Annotated in this window: 17 protein-coding genes and 3 pseudogenes; 3 read left to right on the top strand and 17 right to left on the bottom strand. The window is 70.9% G+C overall.

The features are described from left to right. Positions 1-10: 10 nt before the first annotated feature. The 16 genes and pseudogenes from QWJ13_RS26270 to QWJ13_RS26195 all read right to left on the bottom strand — a co-directional run bounded on the left by QWJ13_RS26270 (position 11) and on the right by QWJ13_RS26195 (position 17,016). Positions 11-1,024 carry a hypothetical protein gene (locus QWJ13_RS26270; RefSeq protein ID WP_316527503.1) on the bottom strand — a complete coding sequence of 338 codons (1,014 nt, stop codon included), beginning with the start codon at positions 1,022-1,024 and terminating at the stop codon, positions 11-13. Further along, the gene (locus tag QWJ13_RS26265) at positions 1,021-1,896 is read right to left on the bottom strand and encodes an adenine nucleotide alpha hydrolase family protein (protein ID WP_316528055.1); all 876 of its coding nucleotides are present in this window, start codon (positions 1,894-1,896) and stop codon (positions 1,021-1,023) included. Before QWJ13_RS26265 ends, QWJ13_RS26270 begins: the two co-directional genes overlap by 4 nt. Before the next feature lie 183 nt (positions 1,897-2,079). Further along, positions 2,080-3,871: pseudogene (locus tag QWJ13_RS26260) on the bottom strand (type IV secretory system conjugative DNA transfer family protein). A gap of 103 nt (positions 3,872-3,974) precedes the next feature. After that, positions 3,975-4,391, bottom strand: coding sequence for a hypothetical protein (locus QWJ13_RS26255; protein ID WP_316527502.1), 417 nt, complete (start codon positions 4,389-4,391; stop codon positions 3,975-3,977). 30 nt (positions 4,392-4,421) lie between these two features. After that, entirely contained in the window at positions 4,422-5,705 is a 1,284-nt protein-coding gene (locus QWJ13_RS26250; protein WP_316527501.1) for a hypothetical protein, read from the bottom strand. A gap of 46 nt (positions 5,706-5,751) precedes the next feature. Then, complete coding sequence (locus QWJ13_RS26245; protein WP_316527500.1) at positions 5,752-6,255, bottom strand: hypothetical protein; 504 nt, start codon at positions 6,253-6,255, stop codon at positions 5,752-5,754. Between the two features lie 76 nt (positions 6,256-6,331). Next, a complete protein-coding gene (locus QWJ13_RS26240) occupies positions 6,332-6,829 on the bottom strand; it encodes a hypothetical protein (protein ID WP_316527499.1) in 498 nt (165 codons plus the stop codon). Between the two features lie 34 nt (positions 6,830-6,863). Continuing rightward, complete coding sequence (locus QWJ13_RS26235; protein WP_316527498.1) at positions 6,864-7,622, bottom strand: hypothetical protein; 759 nt, start codon at positions 7,620-7,622, stop codon at positions 6,864-6,866. Between the two features lie 275 nt (positions 7,623-7,897). Next, entirely contained in the window at positions 7,898-9,403 is a 1,506-nt protein-coding gene (locus QWJ13_RS26230) for an ATP-binding protein (protein ID WP_316527497.1), read from the bottom strand. Between the two features lie 22 nt (positions 9,404-9,425). Next, positions 9,426-9,875 carry a DUF6238 family protein gene (locus tag QWJ13_RS26225; protein ID WP_316527496.1) on the bottom strand — a complete coding sequence of 150 codons (450 nt, stop codon included), beginning with the start codon at positions 9,873-9,875 and terminating at the stop codon, positions 9,426-9,428. 34 nt (positions 9,876-9,909) lie between these two features. Further along, complete coding sequence (locus QWJ13_RS26220) at positions 9,910-11,379, bottom strand: SCO6880 family protein (protein ID WP_316527495.1); 1,470 nt, start codon at positions 11,377-11,379, stop codon at positions 9,910-9,912. A 148-nt stretch (positions 11,380-11,527) separates the two neighbouring features. Next, on the bottom strand, positions 11,528-12,964 hold the full coding sequence (locus tag QWJ13_RS26215) for an SCO6881 family protein (RefSeq protein ID WP_316527494.1): 1,437 nt from the start codon (positions 12,962-12,964) through the stop codon (positions 11,528-11,530). A gap of 14 nt (positions 12,965-12,978) precedes the next feature. Further along, positions 12,979-13,674, bottom strand: a complete 696-nt coding sequence (locus tag QWJ13_RS26210; RefSeq protein WP_316527493.1) for a hypothetical protein — start codon at positions 13,672-13,674, stop codon at positions 12,979-12,981. Then, positions 13,674-13,982 carry a DUF6112 family protein gene (locus QWJ13_RS26205; protein ID WP_063346628.1) on the bottom strand — a complete coding sequence of 103 codons (309 nt, stop codon included), beginning with the start codon at positions 13,980-13,982 and terminating at the stop codon, positions 13,674-13,676. Before QWJ13_RS26205 ends, QWJ13_RS26210 begins: the two co-directional genes overlap by 1 nt. A gap of 80 nt (positions 13,983-14,062) precedes the next feature. Next, entirely contained in the window at positions 14,063-15,238 is a 1,176-nt protein-coding gene (locus tag QWJ13_RS26200) for a C40 family peptidase (RefSeq protein ID WP_316527492.1), read from the bottom strand. Positions 15,239-15,816: 578 nt separating this feature from the next. After that, entirely contained in the window at positions 15,817-17,016 is a 1,200-nt protein-coding gene (locus QWJ13_RS26195; RefSeq protein WP_316527491.1) for an IS110 family RNA-guided transposase, read from the bottom strand. Positions 17,017-17,247: 231 nt separating this feature from the next. On the opposite strand from QWJ13_RS26195, the pseudogene QWJ13_RS26190 reads away from it, so the two are divergent. Both QWJ13_RS26190 and QWJ13_RS26185 read left to right on the top strand, forming a co-directional pair. Next, positions 17,248-18,089, top strand: a pseudogene (locus QWJ13_RS26190) (IS5 family transposase). 37 nt (positions 18,090-18,126) lie between these two features. After that, positions 18,127-18,851 (top strand): annotated as a pseudogene (locus tag QWJ13_RS26185) (DNA-methyltransferase). 86 nt (positions 18,852-18,937) lie between these two features. Here the strand turns inward: QWJ13_RS26185 and QWJ13_RS26180 are convergent. After that, on the bottom strand, positions 18,938-19,213 hold the full coding sequence (locus tag QWJ13_RS26180; protein WP_432277610.1) for a hypothetical protein: 276 nt from the start codon (positions 19,211-19,213) through the stop codon (positions 18,938-18,940). A gap of 654 nt (positions 19,214-19,867) precedes the next feature. On the opposite strand from QWJ13_RS26180, the gene QWJ13_RS26175 reads away from it, so the two are divergent. Further along, a complete protein-coding gene (locus QWJ13_RS26175) occupies positions 19,868-21,910 on the top strand; it encodes a S8 family serine peptidase (protein WP_316527490.1) in 2,043 nt (680 codons plus the stop codon). The last annotated feature ends 439 nt before the right edge of the window (positions 21,911-22,349 follow it).

Below are 22,349 nucleotides of genomic sequence, written 5' to 3'. Positions count from 1 at the left end.
GTCGAGCGGGTCATCGGCTGCGGCGGGCGACGGCCGGGCCTGCCACCGGGCCGGCGCCGGGCGGGGGCGGAGGCGGCGCCTTTCGGCCTGCGGTGCGGGAGGGTGAGGAGGCGGTGGCGGCCCGGACCCGGGCCTGGTCCGGGGCCTCGCGCACGGCCTGGGCGGTGTCGGCGAAGCGGCGCCAGCCGTACTCGCTGCGGTCCCGGGACCACGCTTCGGCCTTGGCCGTGAGCGCCGGGGCCAGGGCGGCGACCTCGTCGGCCGTCGCCGAGCCGAAGGCGAGCAGCTGGCCCTGCGCGGACCACAGGTCCAGGTACCAGTCCTCGCCGCCCATCGGGTACGCCTTCACGTGTGCACCGGAATCGGCGTCCTGGAAGGCCCACAGGCGCCCCAGGTCGTTCCACCCGGGGCCGGCGAACGGCGGCGCGGCCACCGGCACCTCAGGTCGGGGGCCGGCGCGGTCGGCGATCTCGAACACGGCGCTGGGCGGCTCACCCGCGAGCACGTCCTTGACCAGGCCCAGCGTCTCAGCGCCGTCCAGGCCCGGCCGCCCCTCCAGCACGCCGACGACGCTGTGCACGGACCGCAGGGTGGCGCGGGCGCCGTCCGGGTCGATGAGGTTCTCGGCCGGGCCCGCGTCCCTCAACTGGTGGGCCACCCGCACCCCGACCGAGCGCAGATCCTCCACCTGCTGCACGCCGGGCCGGTCCGACAACTTCTCCACGCGGTAGAGGAGTTCGTGGAAGGGACGCATGTGCTGGCGCACCGCGTCCTGCGCGAAGCGGTCGGCGTGCTCCTTGAAGGAGGCGACGGCCGCCGTACGGACCTGCTCGTCGTGCTTGCGCAGCGAGGTCAGTAGCGTCATGTAGCGGTCGCGGGTGTCGATCTGCTCGCGCAGCAGCGACTCGTACGCGGCGTTGAGCAGTTCGAGGTCCGGCAGTGCGGCGGACGGGTCGCCGCAGCGCTCGGCCTGCTCGCGCAGCGCGGCGGCGCGGTCGGCGGCTGGAGTGCTCCACACGCTCATGCCGCCAGCCCGAAGGAGTCACGGCCGACGCTGACCGGCTGACCGGCACGGCAGGCCCAGGGCGAGCAGCCGTCCACGTCACCGGCCTCCAGCTCGGCGTCCGCGAGCGCGTCGAAGACGTCGGTCTGCCGGCCCGCCCACTCGTGCGCGGTGACCCGGTCGATCGGCGCCTCGTCCAGGGGGCGGCGGCTACGGTGCAGGTACGCCTGCCCGAGCAGCGGGGTGCCCTCCGCGGTCGCCCGCGCGTTGCCGTTGCGGATGGCGCGGTCGAACGCGACGACGTCCTGCCACTCCTTGGGCGAGCCGTCGCGAAGGGCCCGCCACTGGGCGTTTCCGTGGAACGGGCACCCCAGGCAGCTGCTTTTCGGCGTGGACTCGAAGCCGCGCGAGCGCAGCAGCCGCAGGCAGTCCGCGCGGGAGAAGCCCTCCTCGATCAGAGGGAAACGATTCTTCATGTAGGCGACATCAGCGTCCTTGGCCCGGTGGAACTCGTCGGTGGAGATGCCGATCCACTGCTCGACGAACACCCCGGCCGGCACCCGCTGCGGGTACGGGTGGCCGAGCAGGGACCGGACCTGCTCCTTGATCAGCTTGATCTTGTACTGGCCCGTGCACTGGCGACGTGAAAGCCCCTCGGTGCCTTGGGGGTTGAGGATGTGCAGCGGCATCGACGCGAAGCGCTTCGTCGGGTCGAGGGCGTCGTCGCGGATGTTGCCGGAAGAGACCCGCAGGATCGGGATGCCGGCGGGCTCGGCGACCTCCCGCTCGATCCGGTCGAGGTGTGCGTAAACGGAGGCGGCTTCCCAGCCGGTGTCGGCGAAGATCGCGTAGTCGAGGCCGGGCAGGTGGCCTTCGGCGGCCAGGAGCAGCAGCACACTGCTCTGAACCCCTGCGCCGAGTGAGAGAACTCGCAGGGCGGGAGCGGTCGTTGTGGTCACGGAGGTGTCCTTGGCGTGGGCGGGTGGACGTGGCACACCCGGTTGGAGCGGATGAGGGGAAGTGGCGGCGGCGCCGGCCGAAGAGGGGCGGACTCGTGGTCGGCGCCGCCAGGTGGGTCAGGCCGAGAGGGTGAAGTCGCCGGGGGCGGCGGTGTCCTTGGCGAGGGCGCGTTCGGTGATGGCCTTGGTGGCGCGGGAGGATGCCGGGCCGATCTCCTTGGCGGAGCGCTCCTTGTACCAGGGCTTGAGGTCGAGCATCGCCACCCGCATGCCGGTCGCGAAGAGCAGGATCTTGCCCTTGGGGAGCGCGCGGATCTCGTCGGGCGGCAGGATGCGCTCGGTGCGCATCGACACCGACGTCGACTTGCCGCTGCCGGAGTCGGACACGGAGACGGTCTGCACGTTGTGCTCGCCGATCTGCCGCGACAGCTTGTCCGCGAAGTCGGCGTCATCAATGCCGCTGCCGATCACCTTGACGGTCGCCGCGGACCAGAGGGCGTCCATGCCCGCCTCGCCCCAGCAGCGCTGGCCCTGGCGGTAGGACTGCAGGATGGTGATCGGGATGACGCCCCGGCTGCCCAAGTGGCTGTACAGGTCCGGGAGGTCCGAAATTTTGCAGACGTTGGCGGCCTCGTCGAGCACGCACAGCGCGGGCGGGTCGAGCCGGCCGCCGGACCGCTCCGCCACGATGACGGCCGCGCGCATCACCGCATCCGCCGCAGCCGCGATGATCGCGCTGGCGCTGCCGCCGCCGTCCTTGCTGAGCAGGAACAAGGTGTCGCGGGAGGAGGCGAAGTCGAACGGCTTGAACTCCGCAAGGCCGGGTGTGGGGGTGACCCAGGCGGCGATCTCCGGGTCGAGCAGGCAGCTCGCGTACTGGCGCGCCGTCTCGTAAATACCGTCGCGGGTCTCGGTGGCGCCGGTAACGGTGCCCTGGAGCTGGGCGGCGACCGCGTGGTGCCCGGCGTCGGTGAGCAAGTCGACGGGGGTGCGGTCGGAGGGCGAGGCGAGCCAGGCCAGCACGTCGGTGATCGGGCGGCGGTGGGCCGCTGCCGCGAGGAACAACGAGCCCAGCGTGTTGCTGGCGGCGGTCGACCAGAAGTCGGAACCGGCGGACTCGTCGACGGAGGCGGTGACGAAGTGCCCGGCGAGGCGCTTGGCGCCGGCGAGGTCGCGGGCGTCGGCGAGGATGTCCCACCACATCTCGCGCGGGTGGTGTGCGATCTGCTGCGGGTCGAGCGTCCAGACCTTGCCGACCTTCGCACGGGCGTCAACGCAGGCGGTGAAGGCGTCGTTGGCGGCCTTGTTGCTGGTCAGCAACACCGGTCCGGGGGCTGCCAGGATTGCGGGGATCGCGATGCCGCTGGTCTTCCCGGAGCGGGGCGCCATGATGGCGACCATCACGTCCTCCCACGAGGCGCGGACCTCGGCCCTGCCCGGGGAGAGCGTGCCGATCAGGATGCCGCGGTCGTTCGGCTCGACCTCTTTTACACTCCCGGCCGTTCAGGCTCGGGCGCAGGCTGCGGGCCTTCTTGGTGATCTCCGCGTCCAGGAGCGGCGCTATGTCCGCCTTGCGGGCCAGGCCGCTCCTGGCGCCGGAGCGGTGGCGCAGCCACAGCACCAGGACGGTGACGGCGGTGGCGAGGGTGAAGGCGCCGGGGACGATGCGGGCGCCGACCAGGACATCGGCCGGGCCGAGGTGGGGCCATAGCCGGTCGGGGTGAAGGAGGGCTTCGGTGGCGCGGAACGGCGCCCAATCACCGGACCCTACGAAGTAGTTGGCGACGTTGCCGGCCAGCCAGGCGAGGGAGCCGAAGGCGAGGGCGGCGCCGACGACGGCGAACAGGAGGTAGAGGAGCGCGTCCGAGCCGGAGGTGGTCGACGGCGCGCCGGCGCGCGGGGCAGGCAAGAGGAAGTCCAGGAGGGTGCGAGCGGACGGCGGCGGGCGGGGCGCGCTCGGCTCTCGTACGGATCACGATGCTCTCCTCGGGAGGCGGGACTGACGGAACGTTTCAGCGGGTGCGGGCGGCAGACCGGACAGACGGCGGCGCGGGTGGACCGGAGTGCTTGGGGGTGGCCCCGGCGGCGGGGGTGCGGCGGGTGGCGGCGAGGCGCTGTACCTCGGTCTGGACGATGCAGTTCTCGCCGACGTACCCGACGACCAGGTGGGGCACGATTCCGACCCGGTACCCGGCTTCGTCCAGGCGATCGGTTGCCATGGAGGCGGCCTTCATCCGGTCGGGGAAGGACAGGTAGTCGGGCAGCTGGTAGCAGCAGAGGTCGTGCGACTCGGACGAGGTGAAGCCGCACTGGCGCAGGAGTTGATGGACCTGGTCGGGGGCGTCGGTGCGGCAGTAGGCCCGGACCACCTGGTCCGAGCGGCTGATGATCTCGACGTCGGTGCCGTATACGTCGGCGAGGGTACGCATGATCGTGTTCCTTCGATTCGGTCAGCGGTTTCAGCGGGCTCGGCCGGCAAGCCCTGCCGATGCGGCCGGTACGGACGGCGCCCGGGCGGGGACAGCTGCGGTAAGCGGGCCGATGGACCGGGGTGCCGGGGCAGCGGCACTGCGGGCGAGCGCTGCCCGGGTGCGCAGGGAACCGGCGGCCTGCACCGGGTGGCCCGGCTCGGGCCCTGCGGGCGCGGCGCCTATGGTCCGCAGATCGCTGATGGTGTCAGCCAGTTCGGCCTCGGCGGTGCCGATCAGTTCGGCGCCGGAGGAGAAGCGGTCGGACAGCTCGTACTCGTCGGGGGCCAGGTCGGTGACCTGCTCCGCCGCCGCCTCCAATGCTTCCCGCAGCCGGGCGAGGACGCCGTCATCGGGGTCGAGGAGCTGGTCCAGGGCGTTGGCGGCGTCGGCGGCGCTGGAGGCGCCGCGGATCTGGTCGGCCAGCTCCAGGACCTGCCGGCCAGCGGCCTTGAGGCCCTGCGGATCGGTGGGGGTGGTGAGGCGGCCGGTGTCGAGCTTGGGGTCGAGGTCGACGTTGTAGCGGGCCGCGCGCAGCATCTCGGCGGCGTGCGTGGCGACGGCGACCCGGTCGGCGTGGGCCGTGGTGGTGGGCAGCCGGTGCCGGCGGCCGTACCAGTCGGCCTTCTCCTGGAAGCCGGCGTGCTTGAGCAGGGCGGCGGACAGGTCGTCGCTGGAGCCCTTGGCGGAGACGCTGCCGCTCGGCTCGATGCTGATGCTGATCGCGGGGGTGGGCATCCGGTAGTCCTTGGCGGTGGTGACGGAGGGGACGGTCCGGGTGAGGTGGCCGAGTTCGGCGGCGATGCGGTTGCACTCGGCCTGTACGTGGAAGGCGTCGCGGTAGGTGCCGTGGATGCGGCCGTCCTCGCGGACGACGGTGGCGACGATGTGCACCGAGTGGTCGAGGTTGCGGATCGCGGCCCACCGGCAGCCCTCCGGGTCCCCGGCGGGGGCGAGACCGGTCGCGGAGACCAGGCGCCTGGCGACCTCGGCCCACTGGGCATCGCTCAGGTCCGGGTGCCCGGGGTCGGAGCGCACCGAGCACATCCACACCGGCCGCTCCGGTGCCCGGGCGCCGATCCGCTGGGCGGGGGCGTCCAAGACGCCGCCGCCGAGGACCTCCTGGGGGTCGCCGAACAGGGGCAGCTGCTTGTCGGCGCCCCGGTAGTCGGCGCCGATCAGCCTGGGACGCAGCTGGTGGCGGGGGTCGTCCGGGCCGTAGAGCGCGGGGATCAGCGCGGCAGTGGTGGCGGCGCGCTGCAGGTGGGCGATCACGGCGTTCCCTCTCAGGCGGGGCGGCAGCCGGGCTGTTCCGCGAGCGTCAGTGCTGCGGGGTGAGCCCGCGGTCACGGGCGAAGTCCTCGCAGGCGAAGCGGGCCCAGCGCTGGTCGTTGTGCAGCCGGGCCCAGCGGCCGTCCTGGCGGATGACGGTGGCGACGAGGTCGAGCCGGTCGGCGGTGTTGCGCAGGGCCACCCACCGGCAGGCGTCGGGGTCGCCGTCCGGTTCGATGCCGGTGGCGTCGAGCACCTTCCAGGTCAGCTCGAACCACTGGTCGTCGCTGAGCGCGCCGCTGCTGCGTATCGAGCAGTGCCAGGTCAGGCGCCGGGACGGGGTGTGGCCGGTGCGGGGCTTGCGCAGCGTCAGCGGCTCGATCAGCAGTGCCGCCAGGGCCGGCAGGACGATGTCCTCCTCGGCGGGCGGGCCCGGTGACCACGACGCCAGCAGGTAGGACTCGAAGTCGGGATCGTCGTCGTTCAGCACGGTGAGCAGGTCGGTTGTGCTCTCGGTGCGGCGAACGGTGCAGGACAGCGGGGAGGAGGACATGGCGGGACTTTCGAATCGCTGTGAGGAAGACGGGAGTTGGCGAAGGCGCTCCGGGCCGGGACAGGGCCCGGGCAGGTCAGACGAAAGGGTTCTCGGTCGGCCGGTCGGTGTCGACGGCCGCCTCCAGCAGTTCGGGCAGGTCGCCGGGTTCGCAGGCGCGCTGGTCGATCCACCAGCCGGCGCGGGTGATCGTGCGGGCCTGGTCTTCGATCTGTTCCCACTCGGGTTCCGCCATGTCGGCGTCGAGGACGAGTGCGGTGTAGGCGGCGGCGAGGACCTGGTGGCGGCACCGGACGCCCCAGGCGATTCCCTTGGCGGTGCCCTCCAGCGGCGGCATCCGGTACTGCTTGGACCAGTCGTCCGACTCGGCCTGCTCGGTGGCCCGCTTGGCCTCCAGCCACGCCGTCTTCTCGGCCTCGTCACCCGCCTTCGCCGCGCGCCAGCAGTCGGTGCACTCCTGCCTGGCCAGCCACTCGGCGAAGCCGGCCCGGCGGTCGGCCGGACGGTCGCCGAGGTCGCGTTCGGCCTCGTGCCCGCACGAGTGGGTGATCTGCCAGACCTTCTTCACGGCCATGCGCTCTGCTCCTTGAGGGGTGGGGTGGGGGTGGTCAGCGGGCGCGGGCGAAGGCGATGCGCGGATCGACCGCTGCTGGTGGCGGGCTTACCGCGATGGCGGTCGACACGGTGGCGGGTGCCTTGAGCGCGGCCTCGTCGACGCGGAACTTGTGCGTGGTGAACGCCTGCCGGACCGCTGTGCGGTGAGCGGCGACGTCCTCGGCGAGCTGGGGCTGCAAGGCGACCTGGAAGTTGCCGCGCCGCAGTCCCATGACGGTGTGGGCCACCACGTCGAGGGACTCCTCCCAGGTACCGGCCGGGGGGAGGTAGACGTCCAGGTCCCGGTGATGGCGCCAGCCATCGGTGTCCAGGAAGATGCCCGGGTTGAAGGGCAGGTCGTCGTTGACGGCGGCGACGATGCCCAGGCTCGGGTGCTCGGCGATGGCGACGTCCGGGCCCGCACTCGGGGCGGGGGTGCGCTGTGGCCCGGGGACCTCCAGCGTGGCGTCGGCCGGCCTCGCTTGGGCCCGGTGCTGGCCGTTGGCGGGTTCGGAGGCCAGGGCCATGTCGGTGTCGACGCGGTAGCCGGCGCCGGTGAGGAGCTTGGCGGCCCAGGCGGCGCGCTCGGGGGCTTCGCGGTGTTGGTCTGTGAGCGCGAAGAGCTTCGGGTTGCCGGGCAGGCGCTGGAAGTCGAGGCGTTCCAGCATCCACTCGGCGGCTGGCGATTGGGTGGGTAGGGAGGCGACGATGCCGTGGGTCGAGTGGTGCCCGATAGCGACGTCGGGAAGCTGGGTGGGTTCGGCGGCAGGCACGGGGGCTCCGCTTCGCTGGTACGGACAAGGGCTGCCGGGGCCGTGAGGACGGCTTCCGGCGGAGCTGATGATGCGGAGAACCGAGAGTTTGGCCCGGCCGGAATCTGCTGGTAGAGCGCATGGCCACCGGGCCGGGCGCTGCACGGCCGGGTGCTCTGTCCTCGGAAGCGGCTGACGCGGATGAGGGTGGCTGCGACCAGCTCCTCGCGGTCCGGTGCGAGGAGCGAGCCGTCCGTGGTGGACCCCTAGGTTCAGGATTTCTGAACTCAGGCCGGTCAGGCGGCCATGCGGAAGTCGGTGTCGTACAGCGTCCGTTCGCGGCTGTGGAGGAGGTGCTGCACGATGAAGGACAGGCTGGCGACCTTCCACAGGCCCCGGCCGCGGGTGAGGGCGGCGATGGCCTGGGCCTCGACGCCGGTGAGGCCGAGCAGGGCCATGGCTGCGGGGATCTGGTCGGGTTCCTGGCGGTAGATGATCCTCGTGCTGCAGTCGGCCAGGAGGCCCTCGGCGAGAACCCGCCCGCGAGATCCGGCGTCGCCGGCGGAGAGCAGGTCGGAAAGCCGGTGCAGGATCAGCAGGTTGGCGATTCCCAGGCCGCGGCTGAGCTTCCACTGCTGCTGCATGCGCTCCAGCAGGCCGACGTGGCGCATGATCCGCCACGCCTCGTCGTAGACGACCCATCGCCTGCCGCCGGAGGGGTCCGCGAGGGCTGCCTCCATCCAGGCGCTCGCGCAGGTCATCGCGAGGACGAGGGCGGTGTCGTCGCCGCTGCTGCCGAGTCGGGACAGGTCGATGGAGAGCATCGGCGCGTTCGCGTCGAAGACGACGGTGGACGGTGCGTCGAACATCCCACTGAGATCACCGTGGACCAGGCGGCGCAGGGCGTGGGCGAGGTCGTCGGCGGCGTGGCCGAGGCTGCCGGCCTGGCCGCCGAGGGCGGCGTCGAGGCGATCGGGGCGGCCGAGGACGTGGGCGATGTCACCGAGCAGCGGCACGGTGCCGGCGGCGTCGGTGTCGGCGACGACCAAGTCGAGCGCGACGTCGAGGCCGGTGTGCTCCATTGGCAGCAGGTCCCGCTTGAGCACGGTGGCCGCGAGGCTGGCCAGCAGGAGCAGGCGGCGCTTGCGGACCTCGCTGCTCCAGTCCTCCTCGCTCACCTCCTCCGGGCGCCGCGGGGCGTCCAGCGGGTTCAACCTGCCCGGGAGGCCGGGCCCCAGGGCGATGGTCTGGCCGCCGAGCGCCTCGGCCAGGCCGGACCACTCGCCCTTCGGGTCGCTCGGCACGTAGATCTTGTAGCCGTGGGCGACGGCGCGGGTGGCGATGGACTTGGCCAGGGCGCTCTTGCCCATGCCGATGACGCCGCACAGGATCGCGTTCGGGTTCGTGAACCCTTCTATTCGGCCCGAGTTGTAGAGGGTGAAGGGGTCGTAGCAGAAGCTGCCCTCGGCGTGGAGGTCTCGGCCGATGAAGATCCCCTCGGCGCCGAGGCCGGCTTCCGCGAGGAAGGGGTAGGCGCCGCCTGCGACAGCAGTGGTCAGGCGGTGCTTGGGCAGGCGGAGCTTGCCGCCGCGGGCGGAGGCCGGGCCCAGGCGGCCGGCGGCAGGGTAGACGGGCTGGAGGTCCGTGTCGGGGCCGCTGTTCTGGGTGCGTTCGGTGGCGGGCTGCGCGTGGCGGGCCTTGGTGCGGGCCTGGGCGAACTCGGCTCGGGCGGCGCGCTGTTGGGCGCGGGTGGTCTTGCGCGGGACGAACAGGGGGCTGGCGGTGGCGCGGTTCCTGGGCATGATCACGGATTCCGGGTGGGGGTCAGCGGCGGACGAGGCCGGTGAACGGGGTGTGCAGGTTGGCGGGGGTGGTGCGGCGGCGCACCAGCTGCGCGGTCTCCTGATGGCGGCGGCAGATGGTCAGCTCCGGCGCGCCTTCGGGCAGTCGGGCGCGGCAGGCGTCGGGGCCGGGGACCTCGCCGCTGCCGGGCCGGGGCGAGGCGTGGTAGGCGGCGTGGAGGTGGTCGGCGGCCTGCCACAGGCGGGTACGTGCGGCCTTGAGGTGGTCGCCCTCGACGGGGAGCAGCGGCGCGGTGCGCTGGGCGTGGGCGTCGAGGAGCCCGTGCAGCGCGACCAGGTGCTCGTGGAGCGAGTCGAGTTCGGCGCGGGAGGCGACCAGCTGGCCGGTGGGGATGTTGAGCGCGCGGTGGAAGTCGATCGCGGCGGTCGCGTACGGGACGAAGTCCTGCGCGACGGGGGTGGTGGCCGGCATCAGGGTGCTCTTTCGGAAGGCGGGAGGGCCGGCATTAGGCGGCGAGGGCGAACGGCAGCGCGGAGGCGGTGAACGCCTCGGCCTGCTGCCAGGTGAGCGGGCGCAGGTCGAGCTGGGCACCCACGGCGGCGGTTTCCACCACGGCGCAGGCGGAGCGCAGTTCGTCCTCGGTGTCCGCGGAGACTGTCAGCAGCCCGGTGAGGGCGACGTCGGCGTGGCCGGCGATCAGCTGGCGCTCGCGGTCCTGGATGTCCTGGTACTCCACGGAGTCGGCTTCGCTGGAGACCTGGCCCTTGCGGGCGCGCTCGGCGGAGTCGGCGATCACGCTGGCCTTCTTGCGGCGCACGTCGCGCAGCGCCGAGTCGAGGTCCTGCGGCTCGTAGGCGAGGGAGACGGTGCGGCGCACGCCGGAGGCGAACATGACCTGGTGGAGGAAGCCCGGGTTGACCTGCGTCCTGGGCCAGTTCTCCACCCAGTACGTGGTGTGGTGGGCGGAGTCGGTCGAGATGTGGTCGGCCTTCTCCACCACGACCACCGGACCCGCTGCCGCCGGGTCGGCGGACGGGCGCCCGTCCTCGGACCAGCGGTCCAAGGCCGCACGGGACTTCGGGTCGTACGCGGTGCGGGCGACGGCGGCGATCTCGCCCGCGGACAGCCAGCCCGCCGGGGCGAGGCCAGCAGCGCGGGCGGACTGCTCGAACGCGGAGGTGAGCTGGGCCAGGACTGCGAAACCGCCGGTCAGGCCGCCTCCGGCCTGGTTGATCAGCCGCCGCGCGCTCTTGAAGTCCAGGGCGATGGCGACGTACGCCTCGTGCGGGGCGGCGGCCGGACCGGCGCCGCGGATCAGCTCCCCGTACAGCTCGCCGGCGAGCGGGGCGTCGGGGCGGCCGTGCTCCTCCCAGTAGCGGCGCAGCGCGTCGCCGGTGTCTGGGACGGTGCGCTCGATGACCTGGATGCGGGCGACCTGGCCGGTGCGGGCGAGCGCCGCGAGCGAGCGTCCCCACCCGCTGACGTTGGCGTTCTGGGCGCCGGCGTCGAGCAGCGCGTACGCACGGGAAGAGACCTTGACGATCGCGGTGAGGGTGCCGGCGTGCGGGTCGTGGACGGCGCCGTAGCGGCCATCGGGCGCGGTGACGACGCGCAGGCTGGCCGCGCTGCCAGGCAGGTGGAGCAGGCCCTCGCGCACCGGACGGGAGGAGGGGCGGGCGAGCCAGACCAGCTGGCCGCGCAGGCGCCGCAGTCCGTAGCGGGCGGCGACGGGCGCCCAATCGGCGAGGGTGCGGCCCCGGTAGCGGATGAACACCAGGGCGGCGACACCCCCCCACAGGGGTATGAGCTGCAGGGCGCCGGTGATGCCCCAGGTGACGAGCACGGCGAGCAGCAGCAGGCCGGTGGCGGCGCAGGTGGTCAGCTGCGGGGCGCTCAGGCCGAGCAGCACGCCTCGGCGGCTGCGGTGGGGGAACTTGACGGACGCAGGGGTGGCGTCGGGCGTCGAGGAGGACATCGGTGTTCCAGAAGGGGTGAGCGTGCGGGCGGCGGGCGGGGGCGCGGCACTCTTCTGGACGTCATCGCAGGGGCTCCTTCGAGGGTTCGAGATCGGGCGGTGGGCCCGGGGCGGGCGGCGGGCTGCTGCCCGCCCCGGGGTGTGTCGGTCAGGAGCCGGGCTGAGTGGGACCGGGGTAGACGAATCGGGCCGGTTCCGGAGCAGGTACTCCGTCTGGGGCCGGTCCTGCGCTGGCCGGTGCCGGGGCGCCGGGGCCGGCGGGGGCCGGGCCGGGCGCCGAGGGGGCGGGTGCGGCCGGGGCCGTCGAGACGCCCGGCACGGACGGTGCGGCGGGCTGGGCTGCGACGCCTTCCTGGCCGCCGCTGGTTGCCGACTCGTCACCGCCGCCGCCGGGGGCGGCCCGGGTGATCAGGGCCGGGATACCGGGACGGGTGACCAGGGCGCGTCCGCGATCGCCGCCGGCGTTCGTGTCCTCGCCGAAGCGGAACTTCGTCGGCTGCTGCGCGGGGCCGGCGTCGATGCCTTCCTTGCTGATCCGGCCGGTCGGGTCGATGCCGGAGGCGGCACCACCACCGCCCATGCCCGGGACCTGGGCCGCGCCCTGCGGCGCCGGGACACCGATGCTCATCTGCATGGCCAGCGAGCCGGCGGTCTTCGCCGCCCCGGCCGCGACCGCCATGCCGGCCATGCCGGTGCGGTGCGTGTCGTCGTGGCCGCTGCCGTCCGTCGCCCAGTGGACGAACTTGTAGACGGCGTACGGGCACAGCAGAACCATGACCATGATCACGACTCCGGCCATGGCGTCGGACAGGGCGGCCATGCCGTCCTTGGCGTCGGTCTTGCCAAGCGCGGAGACGCCGACGAGGAAGACCACGGTCATCAGCAGCTTGGAGACGATCAGGGTGGCGGTGGCCTCGATCCAGCCGCGCCGCCACCGCTGGGCGACCTCCCAGCCGCCGCCGGCCCCGGCGAAGGCGGCGAGCGCCACCAGGATCAGCACGCCGACCTTGCGGGCGACCATCACGCCCCAGTAGAGGAACGCCCCGATCGCGCTGCCGACCGCGACCAGGGAGGGGATCGCCCAGCCGAGCGGGAACATGGCGCCGAACTGCGACACCTTGATCATGCGCCTGACCGCGTCGGCCACGCTGGTGTGCGCGGCTTGGAACAGCCCGGCGGACAAGGCGTCGACCACGGTGACCGCGATCGCCGTGAAGCTGATCGCGCCGAAGGCGAACAGCACGCCGGTCATCGTGCCCCAGCCGGCCTTGGCCAGCGCCCGCTCGTCCCGCCGCCAGGCGGCCAGGACCAGCTGGGCGCAGAACGTGCCCACGGTCAGGATCAGCCCGATCGGCAGGATCAACTGGTAGTTGTCCCGGAACCACGGCGCCGACAGGTCGATGGCCGTGGTCTCGTCGACTGCCTTCGCGCACAGGTCGACGGCGCTGGCCGCCAGCTCGCCCATGCTCTTGGCGATCCACGCGCCGATGCCATCGGTGATCGACTTGCCCGGGTCGCTGACGAAGTTGATGCCGTCGACGACATCGCAGACCTGGGAGACCATCGGGAGGTTGCAGATATCCACGAGGAACTCCCAGGTCAGGGCGCCACGGCCGGCAACACACCGGCCAGAGCACACGGACGGTCAGGACGGCACTGCACGGCGAGGGTCGCCGAACGGTCCTCGGCACCACCGGCCGGGGCGCCGTTCCAAGCGATCGACTGCTTCCCGGAGACGGTCACGGCGTAGACGTACGCCTGCGTGATCGCCCCCGGATCGGCCTGCAGCGCCTTGGTGAACCGGTCCGGGAAGTGCGCCTCGTCCGCGGTCGCGGTGGCGAACTGCCCGGAGTCGGCCATCCGCCCCCACAGCACCGGGGAGGGAACCAGGCGATCAACCGAGTCGGCGTCGACGTACTGCCCCTCGCTGGTCAGCCACCGGTGGAGGGAAGCCACCAGCTCCGGCTGCGAGGACGAGCGGGTGTCGTACGACCAAAACGCCACCGCCGCCGCCTTCGCGAACGCGATCGGATCGTGCGTCGAGGGCGGACCCGGCGCCATCTTCGGACGCCCACCCGGCGAAGCAGAAGTCACCGGCGCGGAGGGCGCCGCCGAACCCGCAGCCGCCGTAGCCGGGTTGGCGGACTCTCGTCCGTCCCGGGTGACGTAGGCCAGCAAACCGGCGAAGGCGACGAGCACCACCAGGACCAGCGAGCCCAGCAGCGCCCGGCGGCGAACCAGCACGCCGCCAGAGCCCCCTGTATGAGGGCTGGGATTGAAGGACCGTTTCTGCATTACTTGACCTGGCTTCCGAGGGTCGAGAAGAAGGAGACGACCCCGTTGGCCGCGCCGAGTAGCAGTGCCGCGCCAGCGCTGACGAGGACGCCCTTCTTCCCGTTGGCCTCCGCCTGGTGCCCGCCCGAGTGGTGGCCCCAGGCCCATACCCCGGCGCTCACCGCGAGGGCGCCGACGACCGCGATGATCCCGAAGAGATTCAGGCTGCCCATCACCTGCTTGAGGACCGAAAGGCCAGGCAGACCACCTTCGTTGGGGGTGATGCCGGGGTCGTAGGCGAGCTGTACGACTGCGTCCGCGAGATACAAGGGAAGCTCCAGAGCAATTCAGGGCGCGCAAAGGCAGCCCGAAGTAAGGGGGGAGGGGAGAGGGGAGGCGAGGGCGCGGGTCAGGCGACCCGGCGGACGGCGAGGATCTCCGGCCGCCACGAGGCCAGGGTCGAGATCTTGACCACGTCGCCGGTCTTCGGTGCGTGCACGATCAGCCCGTTGCCGATGAACATGCCCACGTGCTCCGGCGCGGCGGCACTGCCCCGCGTGAACAGCAGGTCGCCCGGCTTGAGCGCGTCCGCCGAAGCAGCGGTGCCCTGCTTGACCTGGTCGTACGTGGTCCGCTCCAGCGAGACGCCGGCCGAGCGGTAGGCCATCTGCATCAGCGAGGAGCAGTCACACCTGCCCATCGGGTCCGCACCGTGCGAGTTCGTGCAGGTGCCGCCCCACTGGTAGGCAGTGCCGAGTTGGCCGAGCGCCCACCGGATCGCCGTCTGCACCGGCTGCGGTGAGTCGGCCGGGATCGTGTAGCCGCCTGGCAGCGAGCCGGCGGGGATCGTGCCGAAGTCGCTGCCGTCACCGCCCGCCGTGGGCGTCCCGCAGCCGCCACCCGCGGTCGGGCTTGCGCTGGCCGTTGGCGTCGGTGCCGGTGTCGGCGCGGGCGCGGGTGAGGCACCGGCGGTGGGGGCGAGCAGCGGGGCAAGGGCCTTCTGGAGCGCCTCCGCCAAGGGCTGCCACTTGGCGTACGCGTCAGGGAATCCGGAGCGCTGCACCGCCTGGGCGGCCTGGGTGACGGTCATCGACTCCCAGCCGTTCACCTTCTGCAGTGCCTCGTAGAACTTCGTCGAGGCGTACGCCGGCTGCATGATCTGCTCCGGCGTGCCCCATCCCTGGCTCGGCCGCTGCTGGAACAGGCCCAGCGAGTCCCGGTCACCGCCGTTGACATTGCGAAGTTCGCTCTCCTGCAGCGCCGTTGCCAGGGCGACGACCTGCCCGCGCACCGGGATGTGCATCGCGACGCCGGTGGCCTGGATCGTCTTCGCGTTGGGGATCTGCTCGGACGGCTTGCTCAGCCCAGACACGGTCGGCGCCGACAGCGGACTGGAGCCCTTGAGGATCGCCTCGACCTGCGCCGCCACCGCCGAGGAGTCCACACCCTGCGGATTCCCGCCGGGAGGGCAGGAACTGGACGCGGCGGCCGAAGCGTTGCCCGCGCCGACGATCGCGACGGGCAGGGCCAGCACCAGCGGACCGCAGGCGACGACGCCGACGAGCGCGCCGACCGTCTTCTTCACGACGGCCCCCGGTCACCGGGCAGCGGCAGACCGGGTGGCGTAGTTGGATGAGGGCACGGGTGTGCCAGGGCATGCTGCATCGCAGCGGCTCCTCGGGGGTTCGTAGGAGAACGCGGTGCCGGCCTCTCGTGCGAAGAAGTCGCCGGCACCGCGCCGGTGGTGAAACCGCCCCCGTTCAGGGCGGGCCCGGGTCACGGGAGTTGGTAGCTCCAGGACGCCGGTCTCGGGTCACGCGCGGCAGCCGGCCGCGCTCGTAATCTCAGCCGGAACACGACGGCGCTCCTCGGGATTCAGAGGGAAGGGGATGCCGCCCGCACGTGGTCACGCCTGCACTGGGCAGCACGGACCAACACGCGCCGGGCCAGGGCCGTTTGGCCTGCTGCCCGGTCGGCATGGCGAGACAGTAGACGCGAAAGTCGGCCGCACCAAATGACCCCGACCAGGCCCAGCCAACGCCCGTTAGGTACGGCCGTCGATCGCGGCTACCTTCCTCGGCATCCCCGCTCCCGGCGGCTGCCGTCCGGCGCCGCCCGGAGCCGGCCCAATCGCCATGCCCCGAAGGAGTCTCAATGATTGAGTCAAGCCGTCTGCGCGACGGGATCGGGGGTGAAGACCCGGTTGTCGCGCAGGAGGGCCCACAGGACGCTGACCCGTCGGCGGGCCAGCGCGATGACGGCCTGGACGTGTTTGCAGCCCTCGGCGCGCTTCTTGAGGTGGAAGTCCCGGTTGGGGCCGTCCTTGATGATGCTGGTCTGCGCGGAGAGGTAGAACACCCTGCGCAGGCGGCGGCTGTAGCGTTTGGGCCGGCGCAGGTTGCCGGTGCGGCGTCCGGAGTCGCGGGGGACGGGCACGAGCCCGGCCGCCGAGGCGAGGTGCCCGGCGTCCGCGTAGGCCCTCAGGTCGCCGGCCGCGACGACGAGCTCGGCGCCGAGTATCGGCCCGATCCCGGGCAGGGACTCGATGACCTCGGCCTGCGGGTGGGCGTGGAAGGTGTCGCGGATCTGCTTGTCGATCCGCTTCAACCGGTCGTCCAGGGCCAGGATCTGCGTGGCCAGGTCGGCGACGATCGTGGCGGCGACGTCCTCGCCGGGCAGCACGGTGCGCTGGGCCTCGGCGGCCTCCAGCGCGGTTACCGCAACGGCATCGGCGCTGCGGACGCCGCGGTTGGCCAGCCAGGCCGTCAGGCGGGCCCGGCCGCGGCGGCGGAGGGCGGCCGGGGTCTGGTAGCCGGTGAGCAGGACCGGGGCGCCCTTGTGCGCGGAGTAGTCGAAGGCCCGCTCCAGGGCAGGGAAGATGCCGGTCAGCACGTCGCGGAGCCGGTTGATCATCCGGACCCGGTCGGCGACCGGGTCCGAGCGGTGGGCGGTCAGCAGCGCGAGGTCGGCCACCAGCTGGGCCGGCACGTCGATCGTGGTGAAGTCCCGGCGGTGGCGGGCGGTCTCGGCGATGACGTAGGCGTCGCGGGCGTCGGTCTTCGCCTCGCCCCGGTAGGCGCCGGCCATGCGGTTGACGGTCCTGCCGGGCACGTAGACGGCCCGTTGACTGTGCGCGGCGAGCAGCGCGAGCAGCAGGGCGGAGGACGTGCCGCAGATGTCCACCGCCCAGTGCACCTGGTCGGCCAGGGCGAGGATCTCGCCGAGCGCGGTCAGGATCGCGGTCTCATCGTTGTCGACCTTCTTCGACCACAGCCTCGCGCCGCCCTCGTCGACCACGGCCGCCCAGTGATGGCCCTTCCCGGCGTCAACACCCGCCCAGACGCAGGCACTTCGCTCACTCACTCGCCCCTCCTCGCTCCCACCGGCATCACGTTGGCCCGAGGAACACCCCGCCGTCGTCTCCGTAAACAGCGACCGCACACAGCGCGCACATCTCAATCAGCAGCCAGGGCGCCCCGAAGAGCCGGACGGCCACTCCTCAGGAGCCACTGAAGGCAAGACCCCATAAGCCACATCCGGCCCTCCTGGGCCGCCTAGGCAGTTTCGTTTGGATCATCTGCTCGTTGGTCTGGTGTGCCTTTGACTGACGCGCAGTGGGCGCGGATCGAGCCGTTGCTGCCGGACCGGACACCGAAGCGTGGTGGCCGGTGGCGTGACCATCGTGAGGTGATCGACGCGATCGCCTTCAAGTTCCAATCCGGGTCCCAGTGGGTCCACCTGCCGGAGAAGTACGGCAACTGGCGGGGCATCTACAACCGGCTGAGGATGTGGGCCGTCGACGGGACCTGGGAGAGGGTCTTCGTCGCGCTGATGGCCCAGGCGGACGCCGACGAGGACCTGGACTGGGCGGTCTCGGTCGACTCCACGATCGTCCGCGCCCACCAGCACGCGGCCGGGGCCCGCAAAAAGGGGCCCCGGCCGGAGAACCGGTCGACCACGCCATCGGGCGGTCCCGCGGCGGGCTGACCACGAAGATCCACCTCGCCGCGGACGGCCGGTGCCGCCCGCTGGCCTTCGTCCTCACCGCGGGCCAGGCGGGCGACGCGCCCGCTTTCCCGGAGGTGATGGCACGCCTGCGCGTTCCCCGGCCACTGGGACGGCCACGCACCAGGCCGGACCTGGTCCTGGCCGACAAGGCGTACTCGTCTCGCGCCATCCGCGACCACCTGCGCAGGCGCGGCATCCGCACGGTGATTCCCGTCCCGGCGGACCGACGGGCCCACCGGTTGCGCCGGGGGAGCCACGGAGGCAGGCCACCGGCCTTCGACCGCGAGACCTACAAGCGCCGCAACACCGTCGAGCGCTGCATCAACCGCTTGAAGCAGTGACGAGGCATCGCCACCCGCTACGAGAAGACCGCGACCATCTACCTCGCCGGACTCCACATCGCGGGCTTCCTCTGGTCCGCTCGATGATCCAAACGAAGCTGCCTAACACTTTACGGAAGACCTCATGAGCTACAAGCTGCACCGAGGCGACGCCCTCACCGTGATGAAGACCCTCCCGGACGAGTCCGTCAACGCCGTCATCACCGACCCGCCGTACAACAGCGGCGGCCGGACCAGCTCCGAGCGCACCAGCCGCGACGCCCGCGCCAAGTACGTCACCAGCGGCAGCAACCACGACCTGAAGACCTTCCCCGGCGAGAACCGCTACCAGCGCTCCTACCGGGCCTGGCTCACCGAACTGCTCACCGAGGCGTACCGGGCAAGCACCGAGCACGCGGTCGCCAGGAACCGACGACGAGCGACGCACTGCAGATGGCGGGCTGGACGTGGCAGGGCACCATCCCCTGGATCAAGCCCGCCAGCCGCCCGCGCAAGGGTGGCTTCAAGCAGACCGCGGAGTTCATCACCTGAGGTGTCAAGGGCACCCTCGACAACAGCCGCAACCTCTATCTGCCCGGCCACTTCATCGCGAGCCAGCCCCGCAAGGACCGCGTCCACATCACCCAGAAGCCGCTGGAGATCATGCAGCAGCTTGTCCGGATCTGCCCCGAGAACGGCGTCGTCCTCGACCCCTTCACCGGCAGCGGCTCTACTGGCGTCGCCGCCCTACGCGAGGGCCGGCGCTTCGTCGGTGCCGAACTCTCACCCCACTACGCCGAGGTCGCCGAACAGCGGCTGCGTGCCGAGCTGACCAAGGACGACCTTGTTCTCGCCGGACCGGAGGCGTGAGCGTGAGAACCGCCACCCGGCCAAGTGGCCGAGGACGCGAAAGGGGCGGCCGGAGCACCAGACTCCAGCCGCCCTTCCCCGCCCCGTCAGGACTCCTCGACCGCCCGCCCGATCAACGGCGGCGCCTTCTCCACGTCCGCCGACGAGACGAGCCGCACCTCCAGATCCCCCGTCCCCAGGTGCCCGATGCCGCGCACGTCCCGGGTGAAGCCCTCCTCCAGCTCCACCGTGTCCGGGTCCAGCCGCAGGTACACCAGCAGCGCCCGATGCGACGGCGAGGGGCGGAAAACCACCGACGCCACGATCAGCAGCCGCTTGTAGGCGATGTAGTGCTTGAGCACCACGACCTCCAGCTCGCCCACCGCGGTCAGCGCCTCGTCCAGCTCGTCGTACAGCTTCCGCAGGCATCAGCCGAGTATGTTGAGGACACCGAAGTGACAGCCGGGGCGCCGGGCCGAGACGACAGCGCGACGGCGTCGTACGTGACGGCTTGGGGAGCCCCGACCCGGCCGGCGGCCGATGGCGCAGGCACTCTGCGTGAGTGCGCCGCTTCCACGTGTTGCCTGCAGATGTGATTTGCGCGCTAATGGAGTGAGTGGGGCGCGCCGAGACCTCTCCGGTCTGCTCGAGAGGCAGATGTCCACGGACCTCGTGGGGCGGAGAAAGTCATGGCCGCGTACAAAGTCCCAGGCATCTTGAGTTGACGAGAGTATGACCCGACTGCTGCGTTCTGGATGAGCTTCCCTTGTGCGCAGCGAGGCGTCCGGCCGGCGACCGTGACAGACACAACGACCGGACGCCAGCGGCACCCCGGGAGGCAAGTTCGGGACCTGCCGCGCAACCCCTACGGCGGCTTTGCAGAGGGCGGTAACGCAGTGTACAGGCTTGTGCGAGTCCGGCTATCCGGTGAGGAGTGGAGCTATGCCGAAGGCGAATGAATTTCGTGGAGAAGCTCCTCATTCTCGTGGAGGAAGTTACTGGGGCCGCGGATTCACTCTCAGCTTGCGGAGGAAGCCATGGCCATCATCACGATCAACGGCGTATCGATAGATCCTTTGTCTCAGTCCGCGGAATTGGCTCGCGCGTCCCTGGTCCCAGAGGATGCGTCCACGTCGGACTACATACTCGTTCAGACCACTCATGTGCCTTCCGGGGAAGAGAAGGACGAGCTGGCGCGTCATGGAGTGGTTATCCATGAGTACATTTCAGAGAGCACCTACTTGTGCGGCTACCGCCCCACGGATCTGGCAGTCGTACGTGGGCTGACGTTCGTGGCGTGGGCGGGCGTATATCCGAATGGCTTCAAGATTGCCGAGTCGCTGAGAGCAACGCGGCCGCGGACCGGCGTTGCCGTTCTGACAGATCCCTTGGAAGGGGCGCCGCGGGGGAATCGCCCCGTTGACGTGATCCTTCACGAGGGTGTGGATGCCGAGGCGAATGCGCTGCGAGAGCGCATCTCGGAGGCAGCTGGAGTCGGCATCGCTGGGGTGCGGCTCAATCGTGGGTCGGTGCGCTTGGAAGTCTCCGAGGCAGGCGTGCTGGCGCTGGCCTCACTCGATGAGGTGCGGCAGGTGGAGGAGGTGCCAGAGATGGTGTTCAACAACAACGTCGCTGGCGAACTGCTGCACGCCAAAGTTGCTCTGAACGGGACTAGGTACCGAGGCGAAGGACAGGTCGTGGCTGTTGCCGACAGTGGCCTCGACAACGGTGACCCGGAAAGTATCCATCCCGCTTTCACCGGCAGGGTCAAGCGTCTGACAGCCCTTGGGCGCACCAGCCCGGACTGCGTGGATGATCCTGATGGCCACGGGACGCACGTCGCGGGATCTGTTCTGGGCAACGGGGCGTCGAAATCCATGGGGGGCGCCATCTGCGGTACCGCACCCGAGGCCTTGCTGGTACTCCAGTCGACGCTGGACACCAAGGGCGGACCGGGTGGCCTCCCACAGGACCTGCACGATTTGTTTGAGCCTCCTTACCGAGAGGACGGAGCGAGAATTCATACCAACTCGTGGGGTCCGAAAGCCCCCGGCAAAGCATACGACAAGCGTGCGACTGACGTGGATGACATGGTCTGGGAATATAAGGATCTTGTTATCTGCTTCTCGGCGGGCAACAACGGCACCGACGGCAACGGTGATGGACGCGTTGACTCGGCCTCGATCGGGGGTGTCGCAGGGGCGAAGAACTGCATCACCGTCGGCGCGAGTGAGAGCAATCGCCCGCAGGCCACCAGGACTTATGGAGACATATTTCCCAAGCGTTTCCCTGCCAATCCGATACGCGACGACAAGATGGCAGACAACCCGACAGGTATGGCCGCTTTCAGCAGCCGAGGTCCTACCAGGGAGGGTCGCATCAAACCTGACGTCGTAGCACCCGGCTCCTCCATCCTTTCGGCCCATTCGCGCAAGGCGCTACCAGACCTGAGGATTTTCGGTACCTCCACCGACCCTGACTACCACTTTGACAGTGGTACCAGCATGGCCACCCCCCTGGTCGCGGGATGTCTTGCAGTGCTCCGCGAGACCCTCGTAAAGAACGGCGTGGTAAAGCCGAGCTCGGCCCTACTGAAGGCCCTGCTGATTAACGGGGCGGACGACCTGCCCGGCCAGTACACGCCGACCGAGGCCGGCTCCTCCCCGAACAATGACTCCGGCTTCGGTCTCGTCAATCTCCAACAATCCATCGTCATACCGGACGACAGCAGCACGGCTGGATTCATCGACGCGGCGGAGCTCAAGCAGGGGCAGGAGCACACGTTCAAGGTCACTGTTCCACAAGGCATCAGCCACACCTTGAAGGCCACCCTGGTCTGGAGCGACCCGCCAGGTGCCGATCTGCAGAACGATCTCGACCTGATTGTCCGAGCTGGGGGTCTGGAGCGTCACGGCAACATGGGCACTGGAATCGGGTTCGACCGGGCCAACAATGTTGAACAGATCTGTTGGGATGTCATCCCGGCAGGGGAGGCCGAGATCACTGTTCGAGCCCACCGCATCACGAAGCACGCGCAGCCCTACGCGGTCGTCTGGCGCTTCGTCTGGAGTACTGCCTGACGCATTTGGAGGTTGCGGTCTATGAGGTGGACGTCGGCCCAGCGGAGGGCGAGGTCCTCGGCACGGTGCATGCCGTACCGAACATGGCCTTGAACAGATCGGCGTAGCACGCCGTGTGTGGCGCAGGAACGTGGCTGCCTCATCGGGCGTTCAGTGAGTGCGCGCGGCGGCGCGTTTCCGGTAAGGCTATCAACGACCGGCTGTCCATTCGGATATTCGGCCCCCCTGGGATCGCAGCGGTAGGCATGTCGAACTCTGGCGGCCGAGTGGATTGTCTACGGCACCACGATCGACACCGATGTGATGCTCTACCGACTCGCCGAGAGCCATGGGGCAGTCCAAGCGGCCGTCGGCATCGACCTGCTCACCCTCTGGCGGCCGACAGCGCGATCTGCGATCAAGGTGGTGTCCGCTCGCTGGCGGACCATCGACTCGTGCA

Origin of the sequence: Kitasatospora brasiliensis, assembly GCF_032654805.1 — a bacterium.
In the GTDB taxonomy this organism is placed as follows: Bacteria; Actinomycetota; Actinomycetes; order Streptomycetales; family Streptomycetaceae; genus Kitasatospora; species Kitasatospora brasiliensis.
Note: the sequence above shows the minus strand (reverse complement) of the source record. Positions and strands in the feature narration are given on the sequence as shown.